The organism is Streptomyces sp. NBC_00210, assembly GCF_045160975.1.
In the GTDB taxonomy this organism is placed as follows: Bacteria; Actinomycetota; Actinomycetes; order Streptomycetales; family Streptomycetaceae; genus Streptomyces.
Genome location: NZ_CP108120.1, coordinates 2077877 through 2092028 on the forward strand (window position 1 = coordinate 2077877; position 14152 = coordinate 2092028).

Below are 14152 nucleotides of genomic sequence, written 5' to 3' on the forward strand. Positions count from 1 at the left end.
GCAGGCGACGCCGCTTGTGGACCGGGACTGGGAGGTGACGCGGCTGTGCGCAGCCCTCGACGCCTGCGCCCACGGCAGTTCGACGGTCGTCGAGATCACCGGGGACCCGGGGCTGGGCAAGTCCAGGCTGCTTGCGGAGATCGCCTCGCATGCCCGCGCCACCGAGGTGACCGTACTGTCGGGCCGGGCCTCGGAATACGAGCAGGAGCGCCCGTTCGGGGCCGTCGTCGAGTCGCTGCGTACCCGCCTGGAACAGGCGCCAAGCCGGGCAGAGCCCGCAGTGGACGAGGAGACCCGGGCGCTGCTGGATCTGGTGATGGCAAGGTCCTCGATGTCCGTCCACCGCACCCCGCAGCTGCTCGACGTCGAACGGTTCCGGCTGTTCGGCGCGGTGAGCCGACTGCTGGAGAGCGCAGGCGGGGACGGCGGCGTCCTGCTGTGTCTCGACGACCTGCACTGGGCGGATGACGGCACGCTCGAGCTGCTGCACTACCTGCTCCGCAATCCTCCTGCGGTGCCCACTGTCCTTGCTTGTTCGTATCGGCCGAGGCAGGCCCGGCCGCGGCTGCTGGCATGCTTTCCGGAGACGGTCGACGGCTACCGGATGGAGCGACTGAGGCTCGCGCCCCTCGACCGGGGTGCCGGAGACCTCATTCTCGGCACGGAACTGGCGGCCGAGCAGCGTGACAGGCTGTACACCACCAGCGGCGGAAATCCCCTCTATCTCGAAGTGCTTGCGCGGCTGACGGCCGACTCGCCGGCGCCATCCTCGTCTCACTGCCCGGGCCAGTTCGTCGACCTTCCGGGTTCCCTGCGGGCGGCGCTGGTCAGGGAAGTGGCGCTGCTCAATCCGGAGCAGCTGTCGGTGCTGAGGGCGGCCGCAGTGCTCGGCGACCCGTTCGATCCGAACCTGCTCTCGCCGGTTGCGGACCTGGCACTCGGGCCGACCCTGGAGGCGCTTGACGTCCTGGCCGAAATGGATCTGGTCCGCCGGGGCGAACCGTCCGGCCGGATGCTGGAGTTCCGGCATCCGCTTCTGCGGGAGTTGATCTCGGGTGAATCGCCGCCCGGCTGGTGGCTGGCCGCGCACGCCAGGGCCGACCGGGCACTGCGCGAGGCCGGGGCCGGCCCGGTGGAACGGGCCCCCTATGTCGCACGGTCGGCCGAGGCCGGCGATCTGGACGCGGTTCACCTGCTTCGCGAGGCTGCAGAGCACACCATGTACTCGGTGCCGGCGACCGCCGCGTCGTGGCTGACAGCCGCGTTACGGCTGCTGAAGCCCGCGGATGCCGGATCGGGGGAACCACGGCTCGGCGTGCTGCTGGCGCTTGCCCGCGCCCTGGGGCTGACCGGCGACCTTGTGGGCTTTCGAGCGGCTCTCAAGGAGGCGTTGGGCCTGCTGCCGCCCGACCAGCGCAGCCGGTGGGTGGGCGTGGTGGCTCTGCAGGCGAAGGTCGAGCGGATTCTGGGCAGCATCAGTGAGGCACGAGCGGTCCTGGAGACGGAACTGGCCACGTGGCCCCGGAGCAGCGGCGTGGCCAACCCGCTGCGGCTGGAGCTTGCGACCGTGCGCATGATTCAGCGGGCGTACGACGAGTCGGCGGCCTACCTGGACACCGCTGTACAGCACGCGAACGAGACCGGCGACCGGGGCACCCGGATCGCCGCCGACGCGTGCCGTGCCCTGGGCGCTGCCTACAGCGGGAAGACCGAAGCGTTACTGGCCCACGCCTCGGACGCGGCGGCGGCCGTGGACGACATGGAGGACGCGGAGCTGGTCGCCTTCCTCGATCCGCTGAGCCAGCTCGGCTGGGCCGAGTTGCTCGCCGAGCGCTACGACAACGCCGTCCGGCACGTGACCCGCGGCATCCGGATCGCCCGGGACACCGGACAGAGCCACGTCATGCCCTACCTGCTGCTGAGCCATTCATGGGCACATCGCGCGGTCGGCCAACTCGCGGAGGCGGTCGGCTCGGCGGAGGCCGCCGAAGAGATGGCGTACCTGCTCGGCCAGTCCGATCTGCTCGGATACTCGCTGGCGCTGCGCGCGCGAGCCATCATGATCCGTGATCATCCGGTGACGGCGGCGCCGCTCGCCGAACGCGCCCTGCGGACTGTCCGCGCCCGTGGACGGCTGTGGGGCCTCACCGCCGGGGTGCTGTCCCTCGTACGCTTCGAGCAGGGGCGCCTGGACGACTGCGTCTCGCTGGTGCAGGACATCATCGATCAGCCGCGGCACTCGGCGCCGACGCACTCCATCAAGGCCACCTTTTTCAGCACGGCGGCACAGGCAGAGGCGGCGCGCGGTCGATTGGAGGCAGCGCGCATGTGGGCGCAACGAGCCGCGGAAGCAGCCGCGGCGGTGGGACTTCGAGGCCAGCATGGGCACGCAGCCGTGGCACAGGCCTGCCTCGTGGGCCGCGATGCGAAAGCAGGCGTCGAATTACTCGGTTCGGCGGTGGCGGACTTCGCGTCCACCCGGCAGGTGCTCGTCGAAGGAAGGACCCGGCTGGCGCTCGCCCAGGCGCAGGCCGCGGCCGGGCAGTTCGGTGCAGCGTCGGAGAACGTCGGCCAGGTCAAGCAGACCGCGGTCGCGTACGGTGCCGGCCATCTGCATGTGCAGGCAGTCAATGCGCAGCGCCGGATCGGAGCGATGGGGCCTCGCGTGCGATCTGCGGCCCCGTCCCGGCTCTCACCGCGTGAGAGCTCCGTTGCTGAGCTGGCGACTCAGGGTCTGTCCAACCGGGACATCGCAGAAAAGACGTTCCTGTCTGTGAAGACCGTCGAGGCCCACATGACCCGGATCTTCCGCAAACTCGGTGTTGATTCCCGATGGGCCCTGGCCCAGGCCTTCGGCGAACGTCAGGACAGCGAGGGCGAGGCCCCCGCCGGGCCCTGATGGGCCACACCCGGGCGCGGATCGCACGCACTTTTCGCATGCGATCCGCGCCGGCTTGGAGGGCAGGTATTCAGCTCACGCCCACGCGGCCTGATGGCACACAGGCCCTGATCGCGTCAGGAGGCCGAGACGTCCGTTCCTGGGTCAAAACCCCGAATCGAAGGAGCCCGGGTCGGAGAAACCCGGGTCGGAGAACCCTGGGTCAGTGAAACCCGGGTCAGTGAAACCCGGGTCCGTAATGGGCTCAGGCACAACCGGATCGGAGAAGCCCGGGTCGGTGATGGGCTCAGGCACAACCGGGTCCGGCACAACCGGGTCAGAGAACCCTGGGTCAGAGAAGCCCGGGTCCGTAATGGGCTCGGGCACAACCGGATCAGGCACTACCGGGTCCGGGACAACCGGCTCAGGGAACCCTGGGTCAGAGAAGCCCGGGTCCGTAATGGGCTCGGGCACAACCGGGTCCGGCACAACCGGGTCCGGCACAACGGGGTCCGGCACGACCGGATCAGGCACGACCGGATCAGGCACAACCGGGTCCGGCACAACCGGATCAGGCGTACCCGGATCAGGCACAACCGGATCAGGCACGACCGGATCAGGCACAACCGGATCAGGCACGACCGGATCCGGCACGACCGGATCAGGAACTACCGGGTCCGGCACAACCGGGTCCGGCACAACGGGGTCCGGCACAACGGGGTCCGGCACGACCGGATCAGGAACTACCGGGTCCGGCACAACCGGGTCCGGCACGACCGGGTCCGGCGTACCAGGCTCGGGAACTACCGGATCAGGAACTACCGGATCAGGAACTACCGGATCAGGCACTACCGGGTCCGGCGTACCAGGCTCGGGAACTACCGGCTCCGGCGGTGCCGGAGGGTTCTCCGGTGCCGTGGCGACGGGAGGCAGCGGGTCCGGCTCCGGGGCCGGCGGGCCGACGAGTCCCTGGTTGCCCAGCTCGTGGATGACCGCCTGGTTCACCGTCGGAGTCAGCGTGTTGGCGATGAGTGCCTGGCCGAGGTCGTTGGGGTGGTACGAACCCTGCACATTCAGGAAGTCGAGGCCGTTCAGCCCCTCCTGCGGTGAGAAGAGCTCATGCCCGGCCAGCGCCTGAGACACGTCCGCGTACGTGACGTTGGCACCGGTCTGCTGCGCCGCAAGCTGGGTCGCTTGCTGGTTCAGCGAGTTGATGGTCGACCCGAACTCGTTGACCAGCTGGGCCTCGCGATTGCTGATCAGCAACTCGCTCACAGGGGAGGGAGAACCGCCCTGGATGGCGTCGGGCATGACCTTCGGGTAGCCGAGGGTGACGATGGTGGCACCCGGAGCGGCCCGGGAGGCGATGTCCTGGTAAACCGCCGCCTGCTGGCTGAGGTAGGTCCCGTCCTGCAGCGGCGCCATCATGCCTGGGAAAGCCTGCTCCGTGGTCGACTCCCTGGAGGTGACGACGGTGTGCGCCAGGTTGCCGAATCCCGCGTCGTTGCCGCCCACGCCGACGATCACGATGTTGGCGTTGTCGACCGCGTCGATCTGCGGCGAATGCTCGAACTCCGTTCCCGGCCGTACCGTCTCGTACAACGAGCCGCGGGTCGCTCCCGAGACCGGGACGAACGTCACGTCGAACGTCACATTGGGGTTCTCCTGCGCGATCTTGTCGATTGCTCGGAGAGTCGGGGCGGTCGCGGACTGGTGGGCAGGGTCGATCTGGTTCAGGACGGAGCCCTCGGCTCCTGTCACCTGAACGGTCTTGTAGGTACCCGCCGAAGCACCCTCGCCACTGGTGTAGGAGTCACCGATCACGGTTATGCGCACGTGCCCTGGATCGCCGGCCGCCGCATTGGCTGTACCGGCGAGTGACCCGAGCAGGGCGGAGACTCCGATCGCCTGGCCGCTGACGATCGCTGCGCGACGCACGACCGGGTTGTGGCGTTTCGGTCGGGCGTGGCGCCCATGACGTTTGGTCACAGAACAGACCTCTCGTGGGGGGGTTGGCATGAGTGGGAAGCCTCGCGGGACACGGGTCCCGCCCGGGCTCAGGCAGAGTTTCGTCTGCCGGCCGCGCCCGTAGCATTGGGGAAGACCCCATAACTTCGGCTGCCGCCCACGTCATCCGGCACGTCGTGGTCCGTGACCCCGGGGATGCTCCGGAGCAAGGGAGAGATCGACCAGCGTCAGGCGGGAAGCGTGACAGCGTCACGAACTGCTATGCCGACCTCGCACGCCCGACGGCCGCATTCACCCGTCGCGACCATGGAATTCCTCCGGGCCGCCACCACTTGCGAGGGCAGCGGCGAGCTGCGCGATCTGCCCCGGTCCCACCCGGCAGCAACCGCCGACCAGTCGTGCTCCGGACGCCCGCCAGTGCCGCGCCCTCGCCGGGTCGTACGTGGCCCCGCCCCGCCACGCCCGCTCCTGCGCGTCCCATCTCTCCCCACTGTTGGGATAGACGACCACCGGCTTGCCGGTCACCGCCGCCGCGAGCTCGACCGCGCGGTCGGCGTCACTCGGCTCGAAGCAGTTCACCCCGACTGCGATCACCTGGTCCTGGCCGGCGGCCAGGGCGAAGGCATTCGTCAGCTCCTGGCCGGCCCGGGTGCGCTCGCCGGTGATGCTGTACGAGAGCCATACCGGCGCCCCGGACCTGTCGACCGCCCGCAGCAGCGCCTCCGCCTCGTCCATATCGGGCACTGTCTCCAGCGCGAGCACATCGGGACCGGCCGCGACAAGGGCCTCGATCCTCGGCCGGTGGAAGCGCTCCAGTTCCCGTACGGTCAGCCCGTACCGCCCGCGGTACTCGCTGCCGTCTGCGAGCATCGCGCCGTACGGCCCGACCGAGGCCGCGACCCACACCTCGTCCTGACTCAACTCCCCTGCGCTACGGGCGAGTTCGACGCTGCGGGCCAGCAGTCGCGCAGCCTCCGGGGGCGCGACTCCACGCCGCGCGAAACCCTCGAAGGTGGCCTGGTAGCTGGAGGTGATGAGCACCTGCGCACCCGCCCGCACATACGCCGCGTGGGCCGCCTCGATCTGACGTGGATCATCGGCGAGCAGCCGCGCCGACCAGAGCGCGTCGGACAGCTCGCAGCCCTGCGCCTCCAGCTGGTTGGAGAGACCGCCGTCGAGGACGACGGTCCCTTCGGCGAGGGCGGCGGTGAGGGCACGGGCGGGGCGCACGGCGATCAGCTCAGCTGGGACTGGACCTGAGAGGAGATCAGATCCAGGTGGTCGAGGTCGTCGAGGTCCAGGACCTGGAGGTAGATCCGGGACGCTCCGATGGCGCCGTACCGGCCGATCTTGTCGACAACTTCATCGGGCGAGCCGGCCAGTCCGTTCGCCTTGAGTTCGTCCACCTTCCGTCCGATCGCGGCCGCGCGGCGCGCCACCTCTGCGTCGTCCTTGCCCACGCAGACGACCAGGGCGTTGGAGTACACCAGGTCGTCCGCGCGACGCCCGGCCGCCTCCGCGGCGGCGCGGACCCGGCCGAACTGCCGCTCGCTGTCCCCGATCGAGGCGAACGGAATGTTGAACTCGTCTGCGTACTGCGCGGCCAGCCGCGGGGTGCGGGTCGCTCCGTGCCCGCCGATCAGCACCGGCACCTTGCCGTTGACGGGCTTCGGCAGGGCGGGCGAGTCGGTCAGCCGGTAGTGCGCGCCCTCGTACGAGAAGGTCCTGCCGATCTCGGTGGCCCACAGCCCGGTGACGATCGCCAGCTGCTCCTCCAGCCGCGCGAACTTCTCCTGCGGGAACGGGATGCCGTACGCCTTGTGCTCCTCCTCGAACCATCCCGCGCCCAGCCCCAGCTCGACCCGGCCACCCGACATCTGGTCGACCTGTGCCACCTGGATGGCCAGCACGCCCGGCAGCCGGAACGTGCCGGCGGTCATGAGCGTGCCGAGACGGATCCGTTTGGTCTCGCGGGCCAGCCCGGCCAGGGTGATCCAGGCATCGGTCGGCCCGGGCAGCCCGTCGGCCGACCCCATGGCGACATAGTGGTCGGAGCGGAAGAAGGCATCGAAACCGAGGTCCTCGGCGGCCTTGGCAACGGTCAGCAGGGTGTCGTAGCTCGCCCCTTGCTGGGGCTCGGTGAAGATTCGAAGATCCATGCATCCATCCTGCACCTTCGAACGGCCGTCAATCCGGCCGTCGCCGCCCGGCCGGCACCGGCCCGGTCGGGTGAAAGCCCGGTCAACCCGGTGGGGCGCGCCCGACCTCGCCAGTGACTGGCTCGCGGCACCGGTCGCCGGCCAGGGCGGAGCCGGAGCGCCCGGCCCGCACGCCGACGGGCGCCGGCGTTTTGAACGCCTTCACGGTCATGACGGCCCTGCCGCCAAGTCCACAGCGTCCCTCGAGGGAGCCGAATCGGCCGGGGCGGACGGCTCGTCCCTACGGCACGGCTCCTCCCTCCGGGCCGGCTCCTCCCTCCGGGCCGGCTCCGGCGCCTCCAGCGCCTCCGGCGCATCCGGCGGCCTCGCCACCACCACCGGATCGACCAGGCGCCGGCTCGGACCGAGCGGCCTCTCCGCGTCCCGCGCCGCGAGCCGCCGCAGCATCCCCCGCACCCGGTCACTCGACTCGTCGGCGGCGTCTATCGCCTCGATGCACTGCCAGTACAACCCCTCCTCATCCGTCGCACACGCGACCCCGACCAGGGCGATCCCCACTTCCCCCAGCAGCACGCTCAGCCCGAGCAACGTCCCTCGTTCATCCGTCACTTGGGACAGCTGCGCGGCTCTGACCCCGCCGCTGCGCACCATCGGGTGATCGAGCACCCCGCACCCGCGTCCTCCGATCTCGCTGAGCCCTCGCGCCTCGCCTCTGAGCTCCGGCGGCCCGTACGCCGCCAGCCTGTCTCCGATCGCCTTCGCCAGGGCTTGGGCCTGCCAGGCCTCCGCCACGATGTCCGGCACCGCCCGGCTCTGCGCCAAGGCATGCCGGCTGACTCCGATCAGCCGCTCCGCATCCATGTACGCGCCCCCGTTCGTACGACTTACTGCCCACCCAGTTCATTACCCAGAGTGAAGGCGCTTGAGCCTAAACTCCAGGGGAATTCGGAAATCTGTGGACACGAAGCTCAGTGTGAATATCTCGGTAACTCCGTAGAGTGACGAAGGTATGTTCAGCGATCATGTGACCCGCCGAGGATCACTGCAACGGGAACCGGATTTCGTTCCGGTCGATCTTGTCGGAGAGCGCCGCCAGGACGTCGATCCCAAGCACCTCGCAGAACTGCAGCAGATACGCCAGCACGTCCGCGACCTCGTCCCGCACCCGGTGCGCCGACTCCTCCTTGTCCATCACCCGCGCCGACTCCTCCGGGGTCAACCACTGGAAAATCTCCACCAGTTCGGAGGCCTCGACGCTCAGCGCCACTGCCAGATTCTTCGGCGTGTGGTACGGCTCCCAGCCGCGCGCCGCCGCGAACTCGGCCAGCCGGGCCTGCAACGCCGCCACATCCAGTCCGTCTTCTCTCGTCACGCCACCAGGTCTACCACCGTCACACCGTCCACCCCGCGCGCGTACGACGCATCGGCCACCGCCCCCACCAGCCGGGTATGGCCCCGGGCACAGATCTCCGCGCCCAGCGAGAGAAGTTGGCGCGCCTGCCGCAGGTCCAGGCAGCGGTCGAACCCGTCAGCGAGCACGGTGAGCGCCTGGTAAGCCTCCGGCACCTCGGCCGCGCGGTCCATGGCCAGCACCCCCGGCCCGGTGAGCAGCACGAGCGCGAGTGCCAGATATCTCAACTCGCCCTCGCCGAGCCGCCCCACGGGTGTCGCCCCCCGCTCGCCGCCCCTGCCGAGCAGCGCCCTGACCCTTCCGTCGGCCAGCTCCTCGACGTCCAGGCCCTCCACCGAGCCCGCGCATCCCACCCGCGCCGCCGCGGCCAGCCGCGCATGCCGCTTGGCGCACTGGCTCCGCGTCCGGTGCAGCACCTCGGCGAGGTTGTCGCAGCCGCGCCGCAGCCGCCCCTCCCCCGCCGCGACCGGCTCGCGCATGCGCTGCGGCTGCGGGTCGCAGGCGAAGACCGATCGCAGCGCCACGACCACCTGCTCGGCGGCGGCCAGCACCTGCAACTGCCCCTGCGTCTTGCCGGCCACGCGCAGCGGCAGCAGGGCCGTGCCGAGCCGGTTGTCGGGCAGGGGCGCCCGCGTCACGGCCACGGCCCCGGCCGTGTGCCAGGCCGCCTGCACCGACGACCGTCCGGGATCGCGCAGCGCCGTGGCCAGCAAGGTCTGCCCGCTGCTGGTCAACCGCTCACCCACGACGCGCAGTTCGGGTTCCGCCTGTACGGCGAGATCGAGCTGTACGGGCCCGGCGGGTCCGTCGACGGTGCAGCCGATCCGGAATCCCCGCCGCCCCTGCCGGTCGGGCTCCGCCCACTCCGGCACGCATGCCGCGGGATCCGGGAAGACCGACTCCAGTTCATCGCCCGCGCCCAGGCGCGCCAGCGCCTCGTACGCCTGGAGTGCACTCGATTTGCCGCTACCGCTCGCCCCCGCGAACAGCGTCAGCGGACCGAGCGGGAAGACCGCGCCCCGGTGCGCCCTGAAGGCGGAGAGCCGCAGTTCGGTCACTGCGGGGCGGGCGCTGTTCGCCCCGCGGTGGGGGGTGGTCGCGCCGCGGAGGGCGGTGTTCGGGTCGTGGAGGGCGGTGTTCGGGCCGTGGTGGGGGGTGTTTTGGTCCATGAGCCGGACGGTACGCAGCACGAAATGCGCCGAACCGTTCCGCCTCCGCGACCTTCCTACGAATGAGGGACGGCGGCCGCCGCGATCCCTTCGACCTCCGTGCCGACCGGCGCGAGCAGGAAGACATTCCGGTCGACCCGGTGCATCCCGCTGCCCAGGCCGAAGACGACACCGCTGCTGAAGTCCAGGATGCGCTTGGCCACTTCGGTGTCGGCGCCGGTGAGGTCGAGGAGCACCGGGATCTGAGCGACGAGGTATTCGGCGACCTCGCGCGCGTCGGCGAAGACCTGCACTCGCAGCACGACGAACCGACGCTGCTCGACCGCCGCGTAGTCCTCCGGGACGGTGCGGTGATCGACCCGCGACGGCCACTCGTTTCGACTGCGCAGCGGGACGACTTGGGCCAGGCCCTCCCACTGCTCGTCGGTGACGTCGTACCTCTCGTACCTACTCATGCGCACCATCCTCGCGCTCCTCACCCGTTCGGCCCAACAGCGACACGGGCGAGTCGGCCACGGATCCTGCGCGCGGGCCGTCGGACCGCGCGCAGGGTGGGGCGATCAGCCCACGGCGGGGCCGGGCACCAGGCCGTCGGCGACCAGGCCCGCGAAGACCGCCTCGCTCATCGCCTGGACCGCGGACAGGGGGCGCACCATCACGGTGAACTCCTTGATCCGGCCCGTCTCGTCGAACTGGAGCAGGTCAATGCCGTGGATCTGTTTGCCGTTGACGACGGCCCGGAAGAGCAGGATCTCGGAGGGGACTTCCTCGCCGTCCGCGCTCGTCTCGGCCGTGCCCTGGAACTGCCCCACGTAGCGGAAGTCCTCGAAGGTGCGCAGCAGTACACCGAAGAGGCCGAGCACCATCGGCCTGCCCTCGAACGGGCTGAACTTCACCGGGCTGTAGAAACGCACATCCTTGGTGAACAGGTCGTCCAGCTCGCCGAGATTCCGTTTTTCCACGGCCGCGCGGAAGCGTTCGGCAGTGTCCATGACTCCTCCTGATGCAGACGCCTTGATGCACTCTGACGCAGACACTCATACTCATGAATCTGACTAGTCACTTTCTTGAGTATCATGAGGGCCGGGACCAAGGGAAGGGGTTGCTGCGATGGCCTTGCGACATGCCGTACTGGCGGCACTGCTGGACGGCGAGTACAGCGGATACCAACTGGCCAAGGCGTTCGACGTCGGCGTCGCGAACTTCTGGCACGCGCTGCCCCAGCAGCTGTACGCCGAGCTGACCAGGCTGGAGAAGGAAGGTCTTGTCGCAGGCCGGCAGGTGGTGCAGGAAACCCGGCCCAACAAGCGCCTGTTCACGGTCACCGATGCAGGGCTCGCCGAGCTGGAGCAGTTCGCCGCCGCCGCGTCGAAGCCCTCCTTCATCCGGGACGACCTCCTCGTGAAGGTGCAGGCCGCCGACCGCATCGACACCGGTCCCGTGATCGAACAGCTTGAGGAGCGCGCAGTCGTCGCCGAGGGCAAGATCGAGCTCTTCGGCACGCTGCTGCGGCAGATGCGGGGCGAGGCGGACGAGGACGAATTCCTGCGCCGCGGCAGGCGGATCGGGCCGTATCTGACCTGTCTGCGCGGTCTGGCGTTCGAGGAGGACAACCTCGACTGGTGCCGGCGGATCGCCGCGGTGCTGAGGGAACGGCAGTCGGACCGCGCCGCCCGGATCTGACGCGTACGAGGCCGACGGCGTCGCCGGCGTCGGGGTGCTATCCCGGCGCTCGCCGTTCGAACACCACATCCCGTGCCGTGTCCAACGCCGTGGCCACCGCCCCCAGCAGCACCGCGTCCTCGCCGAGCGCGCTGGGTGCGACCTTCGGACGCAACGGGGTGAGGGACTTGAGGGTGTCCCGCACGGTGCGCAGTAGCAGGTCGGCGCTGTGGCCGACGCCGCCGCCGAGCACGACCAGGTCCGGGTCGAGCACGGCGGCCACGGCGGCCACCGTATGGGCAAGCCGTTCGCCCTCCTGCCGGACCGCCTTGGCGGCGGCGGGGTCGTCGTGACGTGCGGCGTCGAAGACGTCCTTGGCGGTGAGCGGCCCGGTCATACCGAGTGCCCGGGCGGCCTCGACGACGGCCTCGCCGGAGACGGCGTCCTCCAGGACGTCGTGCTTCTGCCGTCCCGGCCAGGGCAGAAAGCCGATCTCGCCGGCCGCTCCGTGCGCGCCGGTGAACAGCCGGCCCTCGTGGACGACGCCCATGCCCAGGCCGGTGCCGATCATCACGTAGACGAACAGCCGGCTGCCCGCACCGGCGCCGAAGGCGTACTCGCCCAGGGCGGCGAGGTTGGCGTCGTTGTGGACGGCCAGCGGCATGCCGAGTTGGTCCCGCATGCGGTCGAAGAGACCGGCACGGCCCCAGCCGGGCAGGTTGACCGCGTAGCGCACGCGGTGGTTCTCCTCGTCGTACACACCCGGGGTCGCGACCACCGCCTGGATCACGCGCTCTCGTTCGACGCCGCTCTCGGCGACGACCTGGTGGGCGGTGGCGACCACGAGGTCGGCCATGGTGGCCGAGGTGCGGGCCCGGTTGCGTACGTCGGCGCGGGTGACGACCGAGCCGTCCAGGTCGGCGAGCGCAACCCGCAGCCAGTCGCGCCCGATGTCGATACCCAGCGCGTATCCCGCGGCCGGATCGGGGGCGTAGAGCACAGCGACCCGGCCGCGTTCGGGGGCTTGGGTGCCCGCCTCCCGTACCAGACCGGCCTGTTCCAGTGCGGCCAGAGCGCTGGAGACGGTCGGTTTCGACAGTCCGGTCTCGCGCGCGAGCTGGGCGCGGGAGGCGGCCCCGCCCGCCCGCAGCCGGCCGAGCAGCAGCCGCTCGTTGGCGCTGCGCAGCCGCTGCCGGTTCCAGCGCTGCTCCGCGCTCTCCTCGCTGCTGGTCATGCCGTCATTCTCACGCATCTCCTGACGGCCTCTTGACGGTCCAAGTAAAGCTCCTTAACTTAATCACACCCGGAGCTGTCATGCCTCCCTGTACTGGTCAAGTACCGGCGAAGTACGCGCGAAGTACCGGCGAAACGGTCACAACTCCCCGCCCCGCCACCTGAGATCAGGGAGGCTCCCCATGTCCGGAACCCCACCGCCCGCCGACGGCTTTGTACGCCGCATCGGCCCCTTCCAGGCCACCGCCATCAACATGAGTCAGATGTGCGGCATCGGACCGTTCGTCACCATTCCGCTGATGGTCGCCGCCTTCGGCGGTCCGCAGGCCGTCATCGGCTTTGTCGCCGGCGCGGTGCTCGCGCTCGCCGACGGCCTCATCTGGGCCGAACTCGGTGCGTCCATGCCCGGATCCGGCGGCAGTTACGTGTATCTGCGCCAGGCCTTCCAGTACCGCAGCGGCAAACTCATGCCGTTCCTGTTCGTATGGACGGCCATGCTCTTCATACCGTTGATCATGTCGACGGGCGTGGTGGGCTTCGTGCAGTACCTCGGCTATCTCGCGCCCGGCCTGGGGCAGAGCTCCGGCGATCTGATCGGCCTCGGCGTCATCGCGCTCGTGATCCTGCTGCTGTGGCGGGGCATCGAGCACATCGCCCGGATCACCGCCGTGATGTGGACCGTCATGATCGCCTCGGTGGCCCTGGTCATCGTGGCCTCGGCCACCCACTTCGACGCCGACCTGGCCTTCACCTACCCGGCGCACGCCCTGGAGTTCACCAGCAACCACTTCTGGATCGGCTTCGCCGCGGGCCTGACGATCGGCATCTACGACTATCTCGGCTACAACACCACCGCCTACATGGGCGCCGAGATCAAGGACCCCGGCCGCACCCTGCCGCGCTCGATCATCTTCTCCGTCCTCGGCATCATGGCGATCTATCTGCTGCTGCAGATCGGCACCCTCGGCGTCATCGACTGGCACCGGATGACCGATCCCGGCGACATCGCAGCCACCTCGGTCGCCTCCGCCGTGCTGGAGGAGACCTGGGGCAAAGGCGCCGCCCAGATCGTCACCGTACTGATCCTCATCACCGCCTTCGCGTCCGTCTTCACCGGGCTCCTCGGCGGCTCGCGGGTGCCGTACGACGCCGCACGCGACCGCGTCTTCTTCCGTCCTTACGGCAAGCTCCACCCCAAGCACCGCTTCCCGATGCTGGGCCTGGCCACCATGGGCGTCGTCGCGGCCGTCGGCTTCCTCATCGGCCGCCACACCGATCTGGCCACGCTCATCCAGCTGCTGACCACCGTCATGGTGATCGTCCAGGCGCTGGCGCAGGTCGTCGCCGTGACCGTGCTGCGCAAGAGGCAGCCGGGGCTGCGCCGTCCGTACCGGATGTGGCTCTATCCGCTGCCGAGCGTCATCGCGCTCGTCGGCTGGCTGGTCATCTACGGATACGCCGACAAGAACTCCCCTGGCCGCCACCCCATCGAATGGTCGCTCGCCTGGCTGGCGCTCGGCTGCGTGGCCTTCGTGGTGTGGGCGCGGTACGAGAAGGTGTGGCCCTTCGGGCCCAGGGAGGTCTCGGAGGACTACCTCACGCCGCAGCGCACCGGGACCGAACCCGTCACGTCGACTCCCTAGGAGGTGATCCGGCGAGGTCCTCGCATAGG

At 69.8% G+C, this 14152-nt stretch carries 11 protein-coding genes and 1 pseudogene; 3 read left to right on the forward strand and 9 right to left on the reverse strand.

The annotated features are described in order from the left end of the window. Window positions 1-16 precede the first annotated feature (16 nt). The gene (locus OG729_RS09335) at window positions 17-2899 is read left to right on the forward strand and encodes a helix-turn-helix transcriptional regulator (protein ID WP_405805462.1); all 2883 of its coding nucleotides are present in this window, start codon (window positions 17-19) and stop codon (window positions 2897-2899) included. A gap of 144 nt (window positions 2900-3043) precedes the next feature. Here the strand turns inward: OG729_RS09335 and OG729_RS09340 are convergent, their stop codons facing one another. The 8 genes and pseudogenes from OG729_RS09340 to OG729_RS09375 form a co-directional block, all read right to left on the reverse strand. Continuing rightward, on the reverse strand, window positions 3044-4816 hold the full coding sequence (locus OG729_RS09340; protein WP_405805464.1) for a GDSL-type esterase/lipase family protein: 1773 nt from the start codon (window positions 4814-4816) through the stop codon (window positions 3044-3046). Window positions 4817-5137: 321 nt separating this feature from the next. Continuing rightward, window positions 5138-6076, reverse strand: coding sequence for a homocysteine S-methyltransferase (gene mmuM / locus OG729_RS09345; protein WP_405805466.1), 939 nt, complete (start codon window positions 6074-6076; stop codon window positions 5138-5140). A gap of 5 nt (window positions 6077-6081) precedes the next feature. After that, complete coding sequence (locus OG729_RS09350; protein WP_405805468.1) at window positions 6082-7005, reverse strand: LLM class F420-dependent oxidoreductase; 924 nt, start codon at window positions 7003-7005, stop codon at window positions 6082-6084. A gap of 357 nt (window positions 7006-7362) precedes the next feature. After that, window positions 7363-7866: pseudogene (locus OG729_RS09355) on the reverse strand (DUF6099 family protein); the annotation flags it as partial. Between the two features lie 178 nt (window positions 7867-8044). Further along, the gene (locus OG729_RS09360) at window positions 8045-8377 is read right to left on the reverse strand and encodes a nucleotide pyrophosphohydrolase (RefSeq protein WP_405805470.1); all 333 of its coding nucleotides are present in this window, start codon (window positions 8375-8377) and stop codon (window positions 8045-8047) included. Further along, window positions 8374-9585, reverse strand: coding sequence for an AAA family ATPase (locus OG729_RS09365; RefSeq protein ID WP_405805472.1), 1212 nt, complete (start codon window positions 9583-9585; stop codon window positions 8374-8376). Before OG729_RS09365 ends, OG729_RS09360 begins: the two co-directional genes overlap by 4 nt. A 56-nt stretch (window positions 9586-9641) precedes the next feature. Further along, window positions 9642-10040, reverse strand: coding sequence for a cell division protein SepF (locus tag OG729_RS09370; RefSeq protein WP_405805474.1), 399 nt, complete (start codon window positions 10038-10040; stop codon window positions 9642-9644). 105 nt (window positions 10041-10145) lie between these two features. Then, window positions 10146-10577, reverse strand: a complete 432-nt coding sequence (locus OG729_RS09375; protein WP_405805475.1) for a nuclear transport factor 2 family protein — start codon at window positions 10575-10577, stop codon at window positions 10146-10148. Between the two features lie 118 nt (window positions 10578-10695). On the opposite strand from OG729_RS09375, the gene OG729_RS09380 reads away from it, so the two are divergent. After that, window positions 10696-11268 carry a PadR family transcriptional regulator gene (locus OG729_RS09380; protein ID WP_405805476.1) on the forward strand — a complete coding sequence of 191 codons (573 nt, stop codon included), beginning with the start codon at window positions 10696-10698 and terminating at the stop codon, window positions 11266-11268. 37 nt (window positions 11269-11305) lie between these two features. Here the strand turns inward: OG729_RS09380 and OG729_RS09385 are convergent, their stop codons facing one another. Next, a complete protein-coding gene (locus OG729_RS09385) occupies window positions 11306-12481 on the reverse strand; it encodes an ROK family protein (protein ID WP_405805478.1) in 1176 nt (391 codons plus the stop codon). 181 nt (window positions 12482-12662) lie between these two features. Between OG729_RS09385 and OG729_RS09390 the strand changes: the two genes are divergently transcribed. Then, window positions 12663-14123 (forward strand): APC family permease, encoded by a 1461-nt coding sequence (locus OG729_RS09390; protein ID WP_405805480.1) that lies wholly within the window; start codon window positions 12663-12665, stop codon window positions 14121-14123. The last annotated feature ends 29 nt before the right edge of the window (window positions 14124-14152 follow it).